The organism is Saccharothrix stipae, from assembly GCF_054781895.1.
The window spans coordinates 1,127,812-1,147,320 of sequence record NZ_BAAGTN010000017.1; the positions used below are offsets into that span (position 1 = coordinate 1,127,812).

At 72.1% G+C, this 19,509-nt stretch carries 20 protein-coding genes and 2 riboswitches; of the genes, 11 read left to right on the forward strand and 9 right to left on the reverse strand.

Annotated elements, in window-relative coordinates:
- Window positions 1-28 precede the first annotated feature (28 nt).
- Window positions 29-140: riboswitch (TPP riboswitch) on the forward strand.
- The 4 genes from thiO (at window position 126) to ACYVLT_RS33480 (ending at window position 2,578) form a co-directional block, all read left to right on the forward strand.
- A complete protein-coding gene (gene thiO / locus ACYVLT_RS33465; protein WP_461124121.1) occupies window positions 126-1,133 on the forward strand; it encodes a glycine oxidase ThiO in 1,008 nt (335 codons plus the stop codon). (Overlaps the previous riboswitch by 15 nt.)
- Window positions 1,130-1,330 carry a sulfur carrier protein ThiS gene (gene thiS / locus ACYVLT_RS33470; protein WP_461124122.1) on the forward strand — a complete coding sequence of 67 codons (201 nt, stop codon included), beginning with the start codon at window positions 1,130-1,132 and terminating at the stop codon, window positions 1,328-1,330. Before thiO ends, thiS begins: the two co-directional genes overlap by 4 nt.
- A gap of 1 nt (window position 1,331) precedes the next feature.
- Window positions 1,332-2,087 carry a thiazole synthase gene (thiG, locus tag ACYVLT_RS33475; protein ID WP_461124123.1) on the forward strand — a complete coding sequence of 252 codons (756 nt, stop codon included), beginning with the start codon at window positions 1,332-1,334 and terminating at the stop codon, window positions 2,085-2,087.
- A 62-nt stretch (window positions 2,088-2,149) separates the two neighbouring features.
- Complete coding sequence (locus ACYVLT_RS33480; protein ID WP_461124124.1) at window positions 2,150-2,578, forward strand: MarR family winged helix-turn-helix transcriptional regulator; 429 nt, start codon at window positions 2,150-2,152, stop codon at window positions 2,576-2,578.
- A gap of 197 nt (window positions 2,579-2,775) precedes the next feature.
- Here ACYVLT_RS33480 and ACYVLT_RS33485 read toward each other — a convergent pair whose 3' ends face one another.
- The 3 genes from ACYVLT_RS33485 to thiC all read right to left on the reverse strand — a co-directional run bounded on the left by ACYVLT_RS33485 (window position 2,776) and on the right by thiC (window position 5,910).
- Window positions 2,776-3,372, reverse strand: a complete 597-nt coding sequence (locus tag ACYVLT_RS33485) for a VanZ family protein (RefSeq protein WP_461124125.1) — start codon at window positions 3,370-3,372, stop codon at window positions 2,776-2,778.
- 81 nt (window positions 3,373-3,453) lie between these two features.
- Window positions 3,454-4,257: a bifunctional hydroxymethylpyrimidine kinase/phosphomethylpyrimidine kinase gene (gene thiD / locus ACYVLT_RS33490; protein WP_461124126.1), complete on the reverse strand. Its 804-nt coding sequence runs from the start codon at window positions 4,255-4,257 to the stop codon at window positions 3,454-3,456.
- Between the two features lie 3 nt (window positions 4,258-4,260).
- Window positions 4,261-5,910 carry a phosphomethylpyrimidine synthase ThiC gene (gene thiC / locus ACYVLT_RS33495; protein WP_461124127.1) on the reverse strand — a complete coding sequence of 550 codons (1,650 nt, stop codon included), beginning with the start codon at window positions 5,908-5,910 and terminating at the stop codon, window positions 4,261-4,263.
- A riboswitch (TPP riboswitch) is annotated at window positions 5,901-6,028 on the reverse strand. (Overlaps the previous gene by 10 nt.)
- Before the next feature lie 103 nt (window positions 6,029-6,131).
- Between thiC and ACYVLT_RS33500 the strand changes: the two genes are divergently transcribed.
- Window positions 6,132-6,893, forward strand: a complete 762-nt coding sequence (locus ACYVLT_RS33500; protein WP_461124128.1) for a hypothetical protein — start codon at window positions 6,132-6,134, stop codon at window positions 6,891-6,893.
- Between the two features lie 58 nt (window positions 6,894-6,951).
- Here ACYVLT_RS33500 and ACYVLT_RS33505 read toward each other — a convergent pair whose 3' ends face one another.
- Entirely contained in the window at window positions 6,952-7,476 is a 525-nt protein-coding gene (locus tag ACYVLT_RS33505; protein ID WP_461124129.1) for a DapH/DapD/GlmU-related protein, read from the reverse strand.
- 71 nt (window positions 7,477-7,547) lie between these two features.
- Window positions 7,548-8,132: a peptide deformylase gene (locus tag ACYVLT_RS33510; protein WP_461124130.1), complete on the reverse strand. Its 585-nt coding sequence runs from the start codon at window positions 8,130-8,132 to the stop codon at window positions 7,548-7,550.
- 111 nt (window positions 8,133-8,243) lie between these two features.
- Here ACYVLT_RS33510 and ACYVLT_RS33515 point away from each other — a divergent pair, with 111 nt between their 5' ends.
- Both ACYVLT_RS33515 and ACYVLT_RS33520 read left to right on the forward strand, forming a co-directional pair.
- Window positions 8,244-8,540 (forward strand): DUF3263 domain-containing protein, encoded by a 297-nt coding sequence (locus ACYVLT_RS33515; RefSeq protein WP_461124131.1) that lies wholly within the window; start codon window positions 8,244-8,246, stop codon window positions 8,538-8,540.
- Window positions 8,537-9,178 carry a LytR C-terminal domain-containing protein gene (locus ACYVLT_RS33520; protein WP_461124132.1) on the forward strand — a complete coding sequence of 214 codons (642 nt, stop codon included), beginning with the start codon at window positions 8,537-8,539 and terminating at the stop codon, window positions 9,176-9,178. Before ACYVLT_RS33515 ends, ACYVLT_RS33520 begins: the two co-directional genes overlap by 4 nt.
- A gap of 43 nt (window positions 9,179-9,221) precedes the next feature.
- On the opposite strand, the gene ACYVLT_RS33525 is transcribed toward ACYVLT_RS33520, so the two are convergent.
- The 4 genes from ACYVLT_RS33525 to moeA form a co-directional block, all read right to left on the reverse strand.
- Window positions 9,222-11,612: an AAA family ATPase gene (locus tag ACYVLT_RS33525; RefSeq protein WP_461124133.1), complete on the reverse strand. Its 2,391-nt coding sequence runs from the start codon at window positions 11,610-11,612 to the stop codon at window positions 9,222-9,224.
- 412 nt (window positions 11,613-12,024) lie between these two features.
- Window positions 12,025-12,996, reverse strand: coding sequence for a CDP-diacylglycerol--serine O-phosphatidyltransferase (pssA, locus tag ACYVLT_RS33530; protein WP_461124134.1), 972 nt, complete (start codon window positions 12,994-12,996; stop codon window positions 12,025-12,027).
- A 4-nt stretch (window positions 12,997-13,000) separates the two neighbouring features.
- A complete protein-coding gene (locus ACYVLT_RS33535) occupies window positions 13,001-13,714 on the reverse strand; it encodes a phosphatidylserine decarboxylase (RefSeq protein ID WP_461124135.1) in 714 nt (237 codons plus the stop codon).
- Between the two features lie 174 nt (window positions 13,715-13,888).
- The gene (moeA, locus tag ACYVLT_RS33540; protein WP_461124136.1) at window positions 13,889-15,103 is read right to left on the reverse strand and encodes a molybdopterin molybdotransferase MoeA; all 1,215 of its coding nucleotides are present in this window, start codon (window positions 15,101-15,103) and stop codon (window positions 13,889-13,891) included.
- A gap of 54 nt (window positions 15,104-15,157) precedes the next feature.
- Here moeA and ACYVLT_RS33545 point away from each other — a divergent pair, with 54 nt between their 5' ends.
- From ACYVLT_RS33545 to groL, 4 genes are all read left to right on the forward strand, one after another.
- Window positions 15,158-15,802: an AIM24 family protein gene (locus ACYVLT_RS33545; protein ID WP_461124137.1), complete on the forward strand. Its 645-nt coding sequence runs from the start codon at window positions 15,158-15,160 to the stop codon at window positions 15,800-15,802.
- Between the two features lie 80 nt (window positions 15,803-15,882).
- Window positions 15,883-16,089 (forward strand): cold-shock protein, encoded by a 207-nt coding sequence (locus ACYVLT_RS33550; protein WP_033443686.1) that lies wholly within the window; start codon window positions 15,883-15,885, stop codon window positions 16,087-16,089.
- A gap of 100 nt (window positions 16,090-16,189) precedes the next feature.
- Window positions 16,190-17,413 (forward strand): serine/threonine-protein kinase, encoded by a 1,224-nt coding sequence (locus tag ACYVLT_RS33555; RefSeq protein ID WP_461124138.1) that lies wholly within the window; start codon window positions 16,190-16,192, stop codon window positions 17,411-17,413.
- A gap of 216 nt (window positions 17,414-17,629) precedes the next feature.
- The gene (gene groL / locus ACYVLT_RS33560; protein ID WP_461124139.1) at window positions 17,630-19,252 is read left to right on the forward strand and encodes a chaperonin GroEL; all 1,623 of its coding nucleotides are present in this window, start codon (window positions 17,630-17,632) and stop codon (window positions 19,250-19,252) included.
- Window positions 19,253-19,509: the final 257 nt, after the last annotated feature.

The window sequence follows — 19,509 nt, forward strand, 5'->3', positions numbered from 1 at the left end:
GCCGGCCCGTTTCGTGCGCTACGGTGGAGTCGGTCCGCACGGGAGCCTGGAAAACACCGGGCTGAGAGGGAGCGTGGTTCGCTCCGACCGTCGAACCTGATCCGGGTCATGCCGGCGCAGGGAGCGTGAGTGCCTTGGCAGTGCGAGTGACCGTCCTCGGCGGTGGCGTCATCGGCCTGTCCGCGGCCTGGTACGCCGCCCGCGCCGGGTACGCGGTCGAAGTGGTCGACCACGGTTCGCCGCACGGCGGTTCCCGGGTCGCGGGCGGGATGCTCGCGCCGATCACCGAGGCGTGGCCGGGTGACGAGGACGTGCTCGCCCTGGGCGTCGAGTCGTTGCGGCTGTGGCCGGAGTTCGCGCGCTCGCTCGGCGTGGAGCTCAGCCCGGTGGGGACGTTGGCGGTGGCCGTCGACCGGGCCGATGTCGAGGTGCTGGACCAGTTGTGCGCCTACCTGGGCCGGCTGGGACGGTCGGCGACCCGCTTGACGGGACGTGAGCTGCGCGCCCTGGAACCCGGTCTCGGCCCGGTCCGCAGTGGACTGTCGGTGCCGGGTGACGTCGCCGTGGACAACCGCGTGTTGCTGCGCACGCTGCGGGACGCTTGCGAGGCCGACGGTGTGGTGTTCGCCGCCGAGCCGAGTGCGGACTCCGACGTGACGGTGATCGCGGCCGGCGCGTGGAGCCGCGACCTGCACCCGTTGCTGCGCGGCGTGATCCGGCCCGTGAAGGGGGAGATCCTGCGGCTGTCGGCGCGCCCCGGCGCGTTGCCGCCGCCCCGGCACACGATCCGCGCCCAGGTGTCCGGCCGGCCCGTCTACCTGGTGCCGCGCGAGGGCGGGTTCGTGCTCGGCGCGACCCAGTACGAGGCCGGTTTCGACGGTGACGTGACCGTCGGCGGCGTGCGGGACCTGCTGCGCGACGCCGAGGTGGTGTGGCCGGGCATCGCCGAGTACGCGCTGGTCGAGGCCGCCGCCGGGTTCCGCGCGGGCAGCCCCGACAACGCGCCGGTCATCCGGTGGCTCGAACCCGGCGTGCTGGCCGCCACCGGCCACCACCGCAACGGTCTGCTGCTCGCGCCCGTCACGGCGCGGCGGGTGCTCGCCCTGCTCGGCGAAGGAGGACGCAGTCGGTGAAGGCGAAGGTCAACGGTCTGGAGCGGGAACTGGCCGACGGGTCGACCGTCGCCACCGTGCTGGCGCTGCTCGACGCGCCGCCCAGCGGTGTCGCGGTCGCGTTGGACGGCGAAGTCGTGCCGCGGGCGGCGTGGGGGACGACGGTCGTGCCCGACGGGTCCGCGGTCGAGGTGCTGACCGCCGTGCAGGGAGGGTGACGTGGACGACCCGTTGGTGATCGCCGGCCGGGAGTTCGGCTCGCGCCTGGTGATGGGCACCGGTGGCGCGGCGAACCTGTCGGTGCTCGAACGCGCCCTGGTGGCGTCCGGCACGGAGCTGACGACCGTCGCGATGCGCCGGTTGGACGCCTCCGGTGGCGGCGTGCTGAACCTGTTGGCACGGCTGGGCATCGCCGCCCTGCCCAACACCGCCGGTTGCCGCACCGCGGCCGAAGCCGTGCTCACCGCGCGGCTGGCGCGGGAGGCGTTGGAGACGAACTGGGTGAAGCTGGAGGTCGTCGCCGACGACCAGACCCTGCTGCCCGACCCGGTGGAGTTGTTGGACGCGGCGGAGAAGCTGGTCGACGACGGGTTCGTGGTGCTGCCGTACACGTCGGACGACCCGGTGCTGGCGTTGCGGTTGGAGCAGGTCGGCTGCGCCGCCGTGATGCCGCTGGGGTCGCCGATCGGGACGGGGCTGGGCATCCGCAACCCGCACAACATCGAGCTGATCGTGTCGCGCGCGTCGGTGCCCGTAGTGCTGGACGCGGGCGTCGGCACGGCGTCGGACGCGGCGTTGGCGATGGAGTTGGGCTGTTCGGCCGTGCTGCTGGCGACCGCGGTGACCAGGGCGCAGGACCCCGAACGGATGGCGGCGGCGATGCGCGCGGGCGTGGAGGCCGGTCGGTTGGCGCGGTTGGCCGGTCGGATCCCGAAGCGATTCTGGGCGCACGCGTCGAGTCCGGCAATGAGGTGATTGCGTGGCACGGCATGATGGATGCTTCGTTGTGTCCGCCTGCCCCGAGGAGGAGTGCCGTGATGGCCGACCAGGTCGAGGACGCCACCGCCCGGCTGTACCTCGCGATCGGCAGGCTGTCCCGGCTGCTGCGCCGCACCGGGTCGCCCGGCCTCGGTCCGGGCGCGGTGTCGGCGTTGGCGACGTTGGCGCAGTGCGGCCCGATGCGGCTGGGCGACCTCGCGGCGAAGGAGGGCGTCGCGCCGCCGACGCTGTCGCGGATCGTGGCGGCCCTCGTGGAGGCCCGGTACGTGCGGCGTGAGCCGGACCCGCAGGACGGCCGGGCCTGGTTGGCGACGCCCACGCCGGAGGGCGTGACGATGGTGTCGGGCGTGCGCTCGGCGCGGGTGCGGGAGTTGCAGCGGCGCATCGAGCAGCTGACCCCGGAGCACCGCGACGCCCTGGTCAACGCCCTGCCCGCGTTGGAGGAACTGGTCGGCGAGACCGGCTGACGGCACCGTCGGGCCCCGAAATCGTCGGACCCTCGTGGCAGGATAAAAACAGGGGTCCCTCTGCGGGGGACGCCTGCGAAGCGTTCAAGGTGGCGGCGTCCGAGGGCTGGGCGGCTGACGGCGACGTCGAACGAGGTGTCCGGGCGGCGGCGTCCGTCCGGTGAATGCCGACGCGCTGCCGTCGCGTGACGGCGGTCCTACGGTTCCGGTGGCGGGGCGTGGCCGGCGTGGACCGGGCGCGCGGGCGGCGTCTGCTCCGCGATCGGCGTGCTCGGCCTGCGTGGCACGAGCGAGGTCAGCAGTGCGGCCACCACGACGGCGCCGAGCGCGCCGACGGTGTTGTTGTAGAAGTCCTGCGCCTCGCACACCCCGATCGCCGTCACCGCCTGCACGAACTCCACCGCCCCGCTGAACAGCCCCGACACGGCGAACACCGCGAACGGCCGGCGGGTGGCCAGGGTGGCGAAGAACGCGAACGGCGCCAGCATCACCAGGTTCAGCCGCTCCAGCGACCCGGTGAGCGAGAACTCGTTGCCCACGCACATGCCGATCGGATCGGTCGTGGCGATCGACAGCGACCCGCCGGGCCTGGCCAGGGTCACCGCCAGCGCCAGCGCCAAGCCGCACCCGGCCAGCACGGCGGGCGCCACCGCCCAACCGCGCCGCCGCGCGACCACCAACCCGACCGCGCCCAGCAGCACCGAACCGCCGAACAACACCGCCACCGCCTCGGGCTGGCTCAACACCAACTCGGCGACGTACGCGTCCTGCCGTGCGCTCGCGTCTGCGCTCATGCCTTACAAGACGCATGAGTTCCACACGGGTGCCTTAAAGCAACCTGAGAACCGGTAACGCGGCACCCGACGTCCCCGCCGCTACCCCTCCAACCGCCACAACGGCGACACCGGACCGACACCGCCACCCAACGGGTACGCGGCCGCGACCGAGCGGACGATGAAGTCCTTGCCGAACCGCACCGCCGTCGGCACGTCCGCGCCCCGCGCCAGCTGCGACGCGATCGCCGACGCCAACGTGTCACCGCTGCCGTGGGTGTGCTTGACGTCGTAACGCGGCCCGAGCAGCTCGATGAACTCCGCACCGTCGAACAGCACGTCCAGGCACTCCGGGTCGTCCCACAGGTGCCCGCCCTTCACCAGCACCCACCGCGGGCCCATCGCGTGCAGCGCCTCGGCGGCCTTGCGCTGGTCGGCTCGGCCGCGCACCTCGATGCCGGTGAGCAGCCGCACCTCGTCCAGGTTCGGCGTCACCAGCGTCGCCCGCGGGAACAGCAACGCCCGCAACGCGTCCAGCGCGTCGTCGGCCAGCAGCTGGTGCCCGTGCATCGACGCCGCCACCGGGTCCACCACGAACGGTCCGACGTGCACCCGGTCCAGCGCCGACGCGACCGCCTCGATGATCGCCGCCGACGCCAGCATCCCGGTCTTGGCCGCGTCCACCCCGATGTCGCCGGCCACCGCCTCGATCTGCGCCGCCACCACGTCCGGCGGCACCTCGGTGTACCCGGTCACGCCCAGCGAGTTCTGCACGGTCACCGCCGTGACCGCCGTCATCCCGTGCACACCGCACGCGAACAACGTGCGCAGGTCGGCCTGCAGGCCCGCACCACCGCCGGAATCGGACCCGGCGATGGTGAGGACCCTCGGTGGCGTGGACGCCATCGGTCAGTCCACCACCGGCAGGTAGACCTTGTTGCCCTGGTCGGTGAACTCGTGCGACTTCTCCGACATGCCCGCCTCGATCGCCTCCACAGTGGACAGACCGCGCTCCTCCGCGTACCGCCGCACGTCCTGGGTGATCTTCATCGAGCAGAACTTCGGCCCGCACATCGAGCAGAAGTGCGCCGTCTTCGCCGGCGCCGCGGGCAACGTCTCGTCGTGGAAGGACCGCGCCGTGTCCGGGTCCAGCGACAGGTTGAACTGGTCCTCCCACCGGAACTCGAACCGCGCCTTCGACAACGCGTCGTCCCAGTCCTGCACGCCCGGGTGGCCCTTGGCCAGGTCGGCCGAGTGCGCCGCGATCTTGTACGTGATCACGCCGGTCTTCACGTCGTCCCGGTTGGGCAGGCCCAGGTGCTCCTTGGGCGTGACGTAGCAGAGCATCGCGGTGCCCAACCAGCCGATCTGCGCCGCCCCGATCGCCGACGTGATGTGGTCGTACGCGGGCGCGATGTCCGTGGCCAGCGGCCCGAGGGTGTAGAACGGCGCCTCGCCGCACCACTCCTCCTCCAACCGCACGTTCTCCGCGATCTTGTGCATCGGCACGTGCCCCGGGCCCTCGATCATCACCTGCACGTCGTGCGCGCGGGCGATGTGGGTCAGCTCGCCCAACGTGCGCAGCTCGGCGAACTGGGCCTCGTCGTTGGCGTCCGCGATCGAACCCGGCCGCAGCCCGTCACCCAGCGAGAACGTGACGTCGTACGTGCGCAGGATCTCGCACAGCTCCTCGAAGTGCGTGTAGAGGAAGCTCTCCTTGTGGTGCGCCAGGCACCACGCCGCCATGATCGACCCGCCGCGCGACACGATGCCCGTGACCCGGCGCGCCGTCAGCGGCACGTACCGCAGCAGCACGCCCGCGTGCACCGTCATGTAGTCGACGCCCTGCTCGGCCTGCTCGACCACGGTGTCGCGGTAGACCTCCCACGACAGCTTCGCCGGATCGCCGTCCACCTTCTCCAACGCCTGGTAGATCGGCACCGTGCCGATCGGCACCGGCGAGTTCCGCATGATCCACTCACGCGTCTCGTGGATCCGCTTGCCCGTGGACAGGTCCATGATCGTGTCGGCGCCCCACCGCGACGCCCACACCATCTTCTCCACCTCGTCCTCGATCGAGGAGGACACGGCCGAGTTGCCGATGTTCGCGTTGATCTTGACCAGGAACTTCTTGCCGATGATCATCGGCTCGGCCTCGGGGTGGTTGCGGTTGAGCGGGATGACCGCCCGGCCGATGGCCACCTCGTCGCGGACGAACTCCGGGCTCATGCTCTCGCGGGCCGCGACGAACCGCATCTCCGGCGTGATGATCCCGGCCTTGGCGTACGCCAGCTGGGTCACCGCCCCGTCGACCGGCTCGCGCCCCGCCACCCAGCCCGCGCGCAACGCTGGAAGTCCACTGTGGACGTCGATGGTCGCGTTGTCGTCGGTGTACGGACCGGACGTGTCGTACAGGTCGACGTGTTCGCCGTTGGTCAGCTCCACCCTGCGGAACGGAACCCGCACACCCTCGTCCACCTCGCGGTAGACCTTGTGCGAACCCGAGATGGGCCCGGTGGTGACACTGGGCTTGACCGAACGGTCGTCGAGTGCCGTCACTGCATTCCTCCCTACGCCGGCATTACCCGGTCAGGTTCAGGCGGTCGGCGGCACCGGGACCTCGAAGTCCCAGCCACCCTCTCAGCCCGCTGTGGCGCGAGCTCCCGCGTGTGTTGAGTTGTCGGTACGTGTCGAGCTACCGACCTGACCATAGCCACGGCCCGGTGCCGATGCCAAGGTGCGGATGCCAAGCGCCACCTTTTGCGCGTACCTTTCTCCGCGTGGCTGATCACCAGCCGTTCCCGCCCGGCGCCCGGCGCGTGGCCCGCCCCGCCGTCGTCTCGCCGTGCCCGTCGTGCGGCGACCTCGCCGGCCGCGGCTACCCCGCGTGCCGGTACTGCGCCGAGCTCGTGGACCAGTACTGGCTGCTCGACTGGCAGGAGCTGCTGGCCGCCGAACAGCTCGCCGAGGGCGGCGCGGGCGAACGCGAACTGGCCGAGCTCGTGCTCGCCGACCAGGTGGGACGACACCCCTGGACCTGCACCGACTGGGCGATGACCCTCCTCGCGTGCTCCCAGTGCGGCGAGGAGCCCGCCACCGGGCCCGCCGACTGCGTCCGGTGCGCCATGGCCGACGGCCTGCGCTGGTCGTGGGACCACGCCGGGCACCCCTCGTCGATCACCGCGAGCGAGCACGCGTTGCGCGTGGCCCGGGCGACGTTGCGGGCACCGCACCGCAACCGTGCCGCCACCGTCGGCGCCTGGCGGCTGCTGCTGCCGTTCCTGCTGGTGGGGGAGCTGCCGACGGTCGGCGAGGTGCAGCGCGTCCGAGCCGCCGTGCTCGCCGGCGCCTACGGCGAACTGGCCCGCTGCACCACCCACGTCGAACTGGTGACCTACCCGGAGTTGCCCTGGCGGCGACCCGAGCGCTCACCGCGCGTCGACCACCACCCCAAGCCCCAACGTGACCAGCGCACCACCGCGGAACCGCTCCAGCGGGCGGCGCACCCCGGTCCCGGCGAGCCGGCCGCGGACCCGGTCTAGGACACCGGCCCGAACCGCGTACCGCACCGGGTACCGCGCCACGTCGCCCGGGACGTCGTCACCACCGGCGGCGGACGGCGGCCTTGGCCCCGGTCACCAGGCTCGCCGGCGGCACGTCGTCCGCCACGACCGCGCCCGCCGCGATCACCGCGTCACGCCCGATCGTGACACCGGGCAGGATCGTGGCGCCGGCGCCGATCCACACGTTCTCCGCCACGTCGATCGGCCCACCGGTCAACCACCCCCGCCGCTCCTGGGGGTCGACTGGATGACCGACGGTGATGAACGTGACCTTCGGCCCGACCATCACCCGCTCGCCGAGCCGGATGCCCGCGTAGTCCAGGAACGTGCAGTTCTGGTTCACGAACACGCGTTCCGCCAGGTCCAGGCGCAGGCCGTGGTCGGTGAAGAAGGGCGGGTAGATCGTGACCTTCGGCGGCAGCGGCCGGCCGAGGATCCGCTCCCACAGCTCCGCCTTGCCCGCCTCGTCCTCGAAGGGCAGGACGTTGAGGCGGGAGGTGAGCTCGGTGGCCCGCAGGACCCGCTCGGACATCGCCCGGAACTCGGCGCTGTGGATGCGCACGAGTCGGTCATGGGGCACGGCCGGCGCCCTTCCTCACGTCGTCGGTCGTCGGTCGGCTACCAAGTCGCCCGTCAGTCGTCCTCGTCGTCCGCGAACGGGTCCTCCGAGGTCGCCGGGTCCCACGACAGACCGGGCACACCCCAACCGTTGGCCTTGAGCATCTTCCGCGCCGCCCGCTTGTGCCGCCCCACCAGCCGGTCCAGGTAGATGAACCCGTCCAGGTGATCGGTCTCGTGCTGCAGGCAGCGCGCGAAGAACCCCGTGCCCTCGACCTCCACCGGCTTGCCGTCACCGTCGAACCCGGTCACCTTCGCCCACGCCGCCCGACCCGTCGGGTACGACTCGCCCGGCGCCGACAGGCAGCCCTCGAAATCGTCGTCCGGGTCCGGCATCCCCAGCGGCACCTCGGACGTCTCCAACGTCGGGTTCACCACCAGACCCCGGTGCCGCACACCCTCGTCGTCCGGGCAGTCGTAGACGAACAACCGCAGGTCGACCCCGATCTGGTTGGCCGCCAGGCCGACACCGTGCGCCGCCGCCATCGTCTCGTACATGTCGTCGACCAGCGTGCGCAGCGCCTCGTCGAACACCTCGACCGGGCGGGTCGGGTTGTGGAGCACGGGATCTCCGGCGATCCGGATCGGGTGAACTGCCATGGCGTGCAGCCTAACGGCGCGTCGGATCGGACGCGCCGACCGATGAGCCGCCCCACACCAAGATCACGTGATGTAATGGCACCCACGCACGGGACACGGCTGAGGAGCCAGATGGACGCCGCAGAGGCACTGGCGCCGGCGGAGGGGCCGGCCGACGGGTTGAACGACCGGGAGCGCGAGATCCTGGCGTTCGAACGCCAGTGGTGGAAGTACGCGGGTGCCAAGGAACAGGCCGTCAAGGAGCTGTTCGACATGTCCGCGACGCGCTACTACCAGCTGCTCAACGCGTTGATCGAGAAGGAAGAGGCGTTGGCCGCCGATCCGATGTTGATCAAGAGACTGCGCCGGTCCCGCTCCGGCAGGCAACGCGTCCGCGCGGCGAAGCGGCTGGGCGTCGAACGCCGATGACGAACCCGGAACAGCCGGCGGGCCCCGCGCACCCGGCCCGCGCCGCGGGCTACGCGCTGCTCGGCGTCGCCGTCATCGCCCTGGTCATCGGCCTGGTCAGCCTGTTCACCGGCGGCCCGGACGACAACCCGCCCGCCGCCCAGTCGACACCGCCCTCGGCCACCTCGGACACGCCGGACGGCTCGGGCTCGCAGACCACGTCCGCGCCCGCGGAGCAGACGACCACACCGCCCTCGGACACGTCAGCGCCCGCCGCCACCACGACCGCGCCCGCGACGTCCGCGAACCCCGGCGGGACCACCGCCCAGCCACCGCCGCCGCCCGTGAGCACCACACCCAAGCCGCCGGTGCGCGTCTACAACAACAGCACCACCCAGGGCCTGGCCACCCGTGCCCAGGCCGACGTCGAACGAGCCGGGTGGCAGGTCGCCGAGAAGGGCAACTACTCCTCCGGCAACATCCCCACCACCACGGTCTACTTCCGACCCGGCACCGACGAGGAGACCTCGGCCCGCGACCTGGCCCGAATCCTCAACGCCCGGGTGGAACCCCGGTTCGACGGCATCCAGAGCGCCCACGCGGGCATCATCGTGATCGTCACCAACGACTACAAGGGCCCGTCGGGCAAGGTCTCCTAGCCCGACCTGCCGGACCCTGCCGACCTCGCCCGACCTGCCCGGCTCACCGCTCGCGCGACTCGGCGTAGGCGGCCAGGGCGGCGAGCTGCGCCGGGTCCAACGACGGCCGCACCCGCTCGCGCGCCGACGCCAGGTGAGCACCCGTCACCTCCGCCGCCGACAACGACTCGCGCATCGCCGTCAACGCGGCCTCGCGGATCAACGCCGCGCAGTCCGCCGCCGAGTACCCGTCCAACTCCTCCGCCACCGCGTCCAGGTCCACGTCCGACGCCAGCGGCGTGTTCCGCGACGACGCCCGCAGGATCTCCGCCCGCGCCCCGGCGTCCGGCGGCGGCACGTACACCAACCGCTCCAACCGGCCCGGCCGCAGCAACGCCGGGTCCACCAGCTCGGGCCGGTTCGTCGCACCCAGCACGATGACGTCCCGCAACGGCTCGACCCCGTCCAACTCCGTCAGCAGCGCCGCGACCACCCGGTCCGCCACGCCTGAGTCCGACGACTGGCCGCGCCGGGGCGCCAACGCGTCGACCTCGTCCAGGAACACCATCGCGGGCGCCGCCTCGGCCGCGCGCCGGAACAGCTCGCGGACCGCCCGTTCGGACTCGCCGACGAACTTGTCCATCAGCTCCGCGCCCTTGACCGACAGCACGTTCAACCGCCCGGTACCCGCCAACGCGCGCACCAGGAACGTCTTCCCGCACCCCGGCGGCCCGTACAGCAGGAGACCGCGCGGCGGGTCGATGCCGAGGCGGGCGAAGGAATCCGGGTACTGCAACGGCCACAGCGCCGCCTCGGTCAACGCCTGCTTCACCTCGGTCATGTCGCCGACGTCGGCCAACGTCAGGCCGCCGGTCCGCAACGTGTCCGAAGTGGACATCGAGATGGGTCGGACGATCTCCAACGCACCCAGCAGGTCGGCCTGCGCCACCCGCGGCTCGTCCACGTCCAGCTGGCGCAGGGCGGCCCGCAACGCCGCCTCCCGGCGCAACGCCACCAGGTCCGCCGCGACGAACCCGGGCGTGCGGTCCGCGATCACGCCGAGGTCCACATCGGACTCGACCGGGACGTCGCGCAGCAGGACCCGCAGCAACTCGGTCCGCACCGGGCCGTCGGGCAGCGGCAGGACGAGCTCCCGGTCCACCAGCTCGGGCACGCGCAGCCGGGGGTCGATCGCCTCCGGGTGCGCGCTGGTGACCACCAACGCCACCCCCTCGGGCCGTTCCCGCAACGCGTCCAGCACCACCGTCGCCACAGGCGGCGCCGAGGCGGCCGGCAACAGCGACTCCACGTCGGTCAACAACAACACGGCGGGCGCCTGCCCCCGGGCCCGGTTCACCGCGTCGACCACCCGCTGCGCCGCCGCGTTCGCCTCCAACACCGCGATGCTCGGGGCGGCCACCTCCACCACGGCCGCCTCGGCGCCCTGCGCCACGGCCCGCACGAACGTCGCCTTGCCGACCCCCTCGGGCCCGCTGACCAACGCCGCCAACCGGGTCGTCGCACCCAGCCGCACCAGCAGCTCCGGGTGGCTGAACGTCAGGTCGAACCACTCCGCCAACCGCTTGGCCGCCTCCTGCTGCCCCACCAAATCCGCCACCGGCACCGCTGCGGTCACGTCTCCGACCCCGCCGTCGAGACCCTCCGCAACACCCGCCCCCGCACCCGCCCCGACCCCACCGGCCGCCACCACCCCGGCCGCCCCGACACCGGCGGCCCCGACACCGGCGGCCCCGACACCGGCGGCCCCGACACCGGCGGCCCCGACACCGGCCACTCCGACCCCAGCCGCCCCCGTTCCCGCCACTCCGGCCGCCCCGACCCCGGCCACCCCACCCCGACCCGCTCCCGACACGACCGCGGGCGCATCACCCGTCCGCGCCCCATCCCGCCACCCGACCACCGTCGACGGCTGCACGGCCACCGGCCCACCGGCGGGGTCCGCGGACGTGATGGTCAACAGCTCGTTGGTCCACGTCATCCCGATGGCGTTGGACAGCTTGCGCCGCGTGGCGCTCACGTCCGCCCCGGGCGGCGGGGCCAGGTCCTGCGGCAGCAGGGACACCGCGTCCCCGACGGTCAACACCTTGCCGGTCAACGCCATGCGCAGCGTCTCGGGCGTGAGCGACGTCCCGGCCAACCGCGACCCGGCGACGGTGACCGACCGGGCGGCGGCGACGTCCACGGGCGCCACCACCACCTCCGCGCCTTCCACCACGCCGAGGTTCGACAGCGTCACGTCGTCCACCAGCACCACCCCGGGCGGCCCGTCGCCCGCCGTGGCGGCGGCGAGGGCGGCACTCACCCGGGCACCGGTCAGGCGCACCGCGTCCCACGCGCGCAGGCCCAGCGCGTCCAGCACCTCCGGGTGCAGGCGAACCACCCCGCGGCGGGTGTCCAGGGCCGAGGGGGACAGGCGGGCGGTCAGCGTGATCACGGGGGTGAGCGTAGTTGGGGCCGGCCATCCGGGTCGGGTGGTTCGCCGCAGCCTGCCCCGCCCCGGTCGGGCGCGTCCGACAGCGGCGCGCCGACCCGGGCCCGTCCGCCCGATCCGTCTGCCCGAGCCCGTCCGGCCGAGCCCGTCCGCCAGAACCCATCCGGCCCGAGTCCGGGTTCGGGCGGTCCGTTCCTATCCGTATCCGTCCGGCCCGAGTGGCTCGGGGCCGGGGGCTCCAGGGCCGGCGGGCCGGGGCGGCTGTCGCGAGGCACGGGTTGGTTGCCGGCCTCGTTGTTTCAACCGACGTTTCAGGTTCTCAATAACGGCGTTTTGGTGAATGACCTGATCGAGATTCACCCGATCGTGCACCGCGTCGCTACCTGAAACAGCAGGTCAGGACCACTGTACCGAGCTACGGCCGATCATGCCGGCGCAAGCCGATCTGTCGCCAACCCCGCCGCTTGCCCGGCCGCCCCTGGCCGTTGGTCTCCGCCGCCACCTGCGTCGGATCGGCCATCCGCCGGGGCCGCCGCACGGCACGCATCGCGGCACCCGCCACCCGACCGCCCAACGGCTGCCGCAAGCCCAACCTCCGCGCCGCCACCCCGTGCGCCCGCTTGATCGCCCGCCGATCGGCCGCCGGCACCGACCACGCCTCCGGGTGCTTGGCCAACCACCGGTACCGCCGCACCGAGTACGGCAGGTGCGCGAGGTACACCAGCATCGCCGCGATCAACGCCGCCAACGGGAACGTGACGACCGCCGCCGCCAGCAACCCGACCAGCACCAGCAACGGCGCGACGTACCGCGGCGACACCTTGATCGTCTTCACCGACAGCGTCGGGATCCGGCTGACCAGCAGCAACGCGATCCCCACGGTCCACACCGCGACGACCACGGGCCCGGACCACCACCCGGGCCGCCCCAGCTGCTCGTCCAGGATCAACGGCAGCAGCAGCAGCAACCCGCCGGCCGGCGCGGGCACGCCGACGAAGAACTCCTTCGCGAACGGCGGCTGCTCGACCTCCAGCAGCGTGTTGAACCGCGCCAACCGCAGCACCATGCACACCGCGAAGATCAACGCCACGACCCAGCCCTCACGGCTCAGGTCGAACTTCCACACGTAGATCACCAACGCGGGCGCCACGCCGAACGAGATCGCGTCGGCCAACGAGTCCAGCTCCGCGCCCATCTTGCTGGTCGCGTCGAGCAGCCGGGCGATCCGCCCGTCCAACCCGTCGAACACGGCCGCCGCGGCGATCGAGCCGATCGCCGCCCCGTACATGCCGGTGATCGCGAAGTGCACGGCCGACAACCCGGCGCACATCGCGAGGACCGTGATGGCGTTGGGCAGCAGCCTGATCCCCGGCCCGCTGGGAGCCATCCGCTCAGCCCTCCGAGGGGAGTTCGGCGAGCACGGTCTCGCCGCCGATGGTGCGCTGCCCGGCCTCCACCAGCACGCGGCTGCCGGTCGGCACGTACAGGTCGACCCGCGAGCCGAACCGGATCAGGCCGTAGGTCTGCCCGACCGCCACCTTGTCGCCCTCGGCGACCTCGCACACGATCCGCCGCGCCACCAGGCCCGCGATCTGCACGACCACCACGTCCTGGCCGGCCGCGGTGCTCAGCCACACGGTGTTGCGCTCGTTGTCCTCGCTGGCCTTGTCCAGGTCCGCGGACAGGAACTTGCCGGGCCGGTACGACACCTGCCGCACGAGACCCGCCACGGGCACGCGCTGCACGTGCACGTCGAACACCGACAGGAACACGCTGATCCGGGTCATCGGCGCGGAGCCGAGCCCGAGTTCGGCGGGCGGCGCGGCCTCGACGACGTGCGACACGGTGCCGTCGGCCGGTGCGACCGCGACGTCCGGTCGGGTGGGCGTGGTGCGCTTGGGCTCGCGGAAGAACCACGCGACCCACGCGGTCAGCAGCGCGCCGACGACACCGGCGCGCTTGGAGTACCGGCGCAGCAGCAGCGTGGCGACGGCGGCGCCCGCTACGAAGGGGCGGCCCGCGGGGTGCATCGGGGGGACGATCCCCCGAGCGAGCTGGAGGAAGTGGGAGACGGCACCACTGTGCTTGTCGCGATCGACGGTCATGGCTCTTCCGTGTCAGGGCGGTGCTTCCGGCCCGCCACACGCTACGCGGCTTCGCCGGCCTCGTCCGGCCCGCCCGTGCGTCCCCCGACGAACGCACGGACCGACCGGAACTCCGATCACCACGAGTGTAAGCCGCGTCACAGCGATGATCAACGTCGAACGGTCAGGGCGACATCACTCTCCGTGCAGGAAGCGGACGGTGACCTCGGCCCCCGCCGCCAGCTCCGTGACGTCCTCCGGCACCTCGATCAGGCAGTTGCTGATCGCCAACGCCGACAGCAGGTGCGACCCCGGCCCGCCGACGGGCGTCACCACGCGCCCCGACTCCGGGTCGTACGCGCCGCGCCGGAACTGGGTGCGCCCCGCCGGCGACGTGATCGGCGCGCTCAACCGGGCCACCGCCCCCGGCCGCTCCACGTGCGAGAACCCCATCGCGGCCCGCAGCGCCGGCCGGATGAACACCTCGAACGACACCTGCGCGCTCACCGGGTTCCCGGGCAGCGTCGCCACCGCCACACCCCGGTAACGCCCCGCGCCCTGCGGCCCGCCCGGCTGCATCGCGACCTTCGTGAACTCCACGCCGCGCCCGGTGAAGGCGTCCTTCACCACCTCGTAGGCCCCCGCGCTCACCCCGCCCGACGTGAGCAGCAGGTCGAACGACGCCAACCTCGGCCCGATCGCCTCGTGGAACCGCGCCACGTCGTCCGGCACGAACCGCAGCAGCTCCGCCTCGCCACCCGCCTCGCGCACCGCCGCGGCGAGCATCACGCCGTTCGACTCGTAGATCTGCCCCGGCGCCAACGCCACACCGGGCCCCACCAGCTCCGACCCGGTCGACAGCACCAGCACCCGCGGCCGCCGGCGCACCGGCAGCGCGCCGATCCCCAGCGCCGCCACCAACCCCAGCTGCGCCGGACCGAGCGTGACGCCCGCGCGCAGCACCGTCGTGCCCACGGCCACGTCGTCCGCCATCCGCCGCACGTTCGCGCCGACCGCCACCCCGCGGTCGACCCGCACCACCGACGTGCCGCCGTCGGTCCACTCCACCTGCACCACGGCGTCCGCACCGGGCGGCACCGGCGCGCCCGTCATGATCCGGTGCGCGGTGCCCGCCGCCAGCGGCCCCGACGACGTCCGCCCCGCCGGGATGTCGTCGGTCACCGGCAGCTCCACCGGCACCGACGCCACGTCTGCCGCGCGCACCGCGTAACCGTCCATCGCCGAGTTGTCGAACGGCGGCAGCGGCACCGGCGCGACCACGTCCTCGGCGAGCACCAGGCCCAGGCAGTCGGCGACCGGCGACGCCACCACCGGCATCCGCCCGACGAGCCCGGCGACACGGGCCTTGTGATCAGCGACTCGGGTCAGCGTGTTCGACACGCGCCCCATCCTGCCGCGCCCGTGGCAGACTGCTCCAACCGGCTGATCACGACAGGGGGAAAGTTGCAGGTCCGGACCCGCCACACCCCCACCTTCGGGGTCGCCCGACTCGTCCTGGCACCCGGTGAACCGGTGGTGGTCGAGCGCTCCTCCGTGCTCGCGACCAGCTACGGCATCGCCGTCGACGCCCGGACCAAGTCGCCCGGCGTCAGCGCCGCGCTGTGCACCGCGGGCCCCGAAGGCGGCTGGGTCGACGTCGCCCCGCCCCTGCCCGGCGACCTGCACGTGCTCGAACTGGAGGGGACGACCGGCTGGTGCGTCGCCCGCGACAGCTGGCTCGCCTGCGCCGCCACCGCCCACCTCGACCCCACCGCGCCACCCGTGCGCGCCCTCCACGGCGGCGACCACGGGTTCCTCACCTACGCCTTCGGCACCGGGCCCGTCGTGCTCAGCTGCTACGGCACGCTCGACGTGGTCACCCTCGAACCCGGCGAACTGGTCACCGTCGCCGGCGGTCACGTGGTCGCGTTCACCGACACCGTGCAGTGCCGGTTGCGCGCCGTTTCCCCCGACGCGCCCCAATCCGTGCGGAACGGCGAAGGACTGGTCCTCGACTTCGCCGGTCCCGGGCTCGTGCTCACCCGGACCCGCAGCCCGCGCGGACTTGTCAGTTGGTTGCGCGACAACGGATTCAGCGTGCGGTCATGACTCCATAAGGAGGTATCGGCGAACCCCCTCGTGCCTCTAGCGTGGCGGTTTGCTCAAGGTATTTCTCGAAGGAGGACGTCTTGGCTGTCGGCACGGTCAAGTGGTTCAACTCGGAGAAGGGCTACGGATTCATCGCGGCGGACGGCGGCCCCGATGTCTTCGTGCACTACTCGGCGATCCAGATGGAAGGCTTCCGGACGCTGGCCGAGGGCGACCGCGTGGAGTTCGAGATCCAAGCGGGGCGCGACGGCCGCAGCCAGGCATCGGATGTGCGCAAGGCGCCGTGATCTCCGCCCGACCCGCCGTCGCGGCGGGTCGGGCCGCACGCCGGCGTCCGTTTGCCGGAACCCCGCGCAAGGCGCTGTACGCGGACGTTAGGCTCCGTGCGTGTCGGAGGACCTGAGCGGGCGACGGTTGGGCCACTACCGGATCGACGGGGTGCTCGGCCGCGGTGGCATGAGCGTGACCTACAAGGCCACGGACGTCAGGCTCGGTCGCAAGGTCGCCCTGAAGGTCATCGGCCAACACCTCACCGCGGACGCCGAGTTCCGGGAGCGGTTCGTCGACGAGGCGCGCAACACCTCGGCGATCGACCACGCCAACATCGTGCCGCTCTACGACTTCGACGAGGTCGACGGCCTGCTCTACATCGCCATGCGGCTGGTCGACGGCCAGGACCTCGCGTCGCACATCAAGGACGGCCCGCTCTCGCCCGCGCGCACCCTGTCGCTGCTCGGCCAGGTCGCCGAGGCGCTGGACATGCTGCACGGCAAGGGCCTGGTCCACCTGGACGTGAAACCGGCCAACGTGCTGGTCACCACCAAGGAAGCCGCGGGCGAGCACGTCTACCTGGCCGACTTCGGCCTCACCAGGCGCGGCGCCACCGGGCACCGGACCCGCACCGGCGACTTCCTCGGCTCACCCACCTACGCCGCGCCCGAGCACCTGCGCGGCGAACCCCTCGACGGTCGCACCGACCAGTACGCGCTCGCGTGCATGGTGTTCGCGTGCCTGTCCGGTCGGCCGCCGTTCCAGGGCGGTGTGCAGGACGTCATCCAGGGGCACCTCGGCGCGGAGATCCCGTCGTTGAGCGCCGTGGTCGCGCTGCCGCCCGCCATCGACGACGTGCTGCGCAAGGGCACCGCCAAGGACCCGTCGAAGCGCTACGGCTCGTGCGCCGAGCTGGTCGCGGCCGCGCGGGCCGCGTTGTCCGCCGCGCCGCAGGGGGCGCCGCCGCACCGCCGCACCGACTCCGGCGCGGTGCCGATGGGCCCGCAGACCGGCGGCGTGCCCGTGGCGCAGCAGGGCCAGTACCGCACGCCCTACCAGCAGCCGGGGTTCCTCCAGGAGCCGGTGCGGCTGCGGCCGCCCGCGCAGGTCGGCGCCAGTGCGTTCACCACCACCGCCAAGACGCGGCCGGCGTGGCTCGCGCCCGTGCTCGCGGGTGCGGTCGCGATCGTGCTCATCGTCATCCTCGTGGTGATCCTCACGCCGAAGGATGAACCTCCGCGCCAGGGCGGCAACACCGGCACCAGCCAATCCATCGAGGTCGGGGGCACGACCAGCAGCAAACCGCTGCCCACCAGCGTGCCCGTCCGCTCGTCCCGCTGACCACGTCTTCTTGCACTCTCCTCCGTCGAGTGCTAAACACGTAATTGGCACTCGGAACACCTGAGTGCCAACACGCAGGCTGGGACGGTGAGGCCCGTCCCCTCCAGGGGGCTGGTCGTCCGTCGCGGGCACCGAGCCTGGCCGAAGCACCGTGTTCCGCTGCGGGCGCGCGTCCGCAGTGGCCCCATTCGTAATCAGGCGGAGGAACACACCGCAATGGCCAAGATGATCGCGTTCGACGAGGATGCCCGCCGCGGTCTCGAGCGTGGGATGAACATTCTCGCCGACGCCGTCAAGGTGACGCTCGGCCCCAAGGGTCGCAACGTCGTGCTCGAGAAGAAGTGGGGCGCGCCGACCATCACCAACGACGGCGTCTCCATCGCCAAGGAGATCGAGCTCGAGGACCCGTGGGAGAAGATCGGGGCCGAGCTCGTCAAGGAAGTGGCGAAGAAGACCGACGACGTCGCGGGTGACGGCACCACGACCGCCACCGTGCTCGCCCAGGCCCTGGTCCGCGAGGGACTGCGCAACGTGGCCGCGGGCGCCAACCCGCTGGGCCTCAAGCGCGGCATCGAGAAGGCCGTCGAGGCCGTGACCGAGCAGCTGCTGAAGACCGCGCGCGAGGTCGAGACCAAGGAGCAGATCGCCGCCACGGCGTCCATCTCCGCGGGCGACTCGACCATCGGCGAGCTCATCGCCGAGGCGATGGACAAGGTCGGCAAGGAAGGCGTCATCACCGTCGAGGAGAGCAACGCTCTCGGGCTCGAGCTCGAGCTCACCGAGGGCATGCGCTTCGACAAGGGTTACATCTCCGGTTACTTCGTGACCGACCCCGAGCGCCAGGAAGCGATCCTGGAGGACCCGTACATCCTGCTGTACGGCTCGAAGATCGCGTCCGTGAAGGACCTGCTCCCGTTGCTGGAGAAGGTCATGCAGGGCGGCAAGCCGCTGCTGATCATCTCCGAGGACGTCGAGGGCGAGGCCCTGGCCACGCTGGTCGTCAACAAGATCCGCGGCACGTTCAAGTCCGTCGCCGTCAAGGCGCCCGGCTTCGGCGACCGCCGCAAGGCGATCCTGCAGGACATCGCGATCCTCACCGGTGGCCAGGTCATCACCGAGGACGTCGGCCTCAAGCTGGAGAACGCCGACCTGTCGCTGCTGGGCAAGGCCCGCAAGGTCGTCGTGACCAAGGACGAGACCACGGTCGTCGAGGGTGCGGGTGACCCCGAGCAGATCCAGGGTCGCGTCAACCAGATCCGCGCGGAGATCGAGAAGTCGGACTCCGACTACGACCGCGAGAAGCTGCAGGAGCGCCTGGCGAAGCTGGCCGGCGGTGTCGCGGTGATCAAGGCCGGCGCCGCCACCGAGGTGGAGCTGAAGGAGCGCAAGCACCGCATCGAGGACGCGGTGCGCAACGCGAAGGCCGCCGTCGAGGAGGGCATCGTCGCCGGTGGTGGCGTCGCGCTGCTGCAGGCCGCCGAGATCGCGTTCGCGGGCCTGAACCTCGAAGGTGACGAGGCGACCGGTGCGAACATCGTTCGGGTCGCCGTCGAGGCGCCGCTGAAGCAGATCGCCATCAACGCCGGCCTCGAGGGCGGTGTCGTCGTGGAGAAGGTCAAGGGCCTGCCCGTCGGCCACGGCCTCAACGCCGCGACCGGTGTGTACGAGGACCTGCTCGCGGCCGGCGTGCCGGACCCGACGAAGGTCACCCGTTCGGCGCTGCAGAACGCCGCGTCGATCGCCGCGCTGTTCCTCACCACGGAGGCCGTGGTGGCGGACAAGCCGGAGAAGGCGGGCGCTGCCCCGGCCATGCCCGAGGGCGGCGGCATGGACTTCTGATCGACCAGGTCACTTGACCGAGGTTCGATCGGATGAAGTCTCGAAGGGCCCGGTTCGCTTCCAGCGAACCGGGCCCTTCGCCATCCCCCACCTGCGGTGGAACGAGCCACGGGCCACACGATCGAGTGAGATCGGCCCGAAAATGTACGGAAACACTGTTACCACCCCTCGGTTAAATCGAGACGGAACCCCGACCACCCCACCTGCCCCACCCCACCTGCCCAACCCTGCCAACCAGCCATCCACCCCCACCCCAT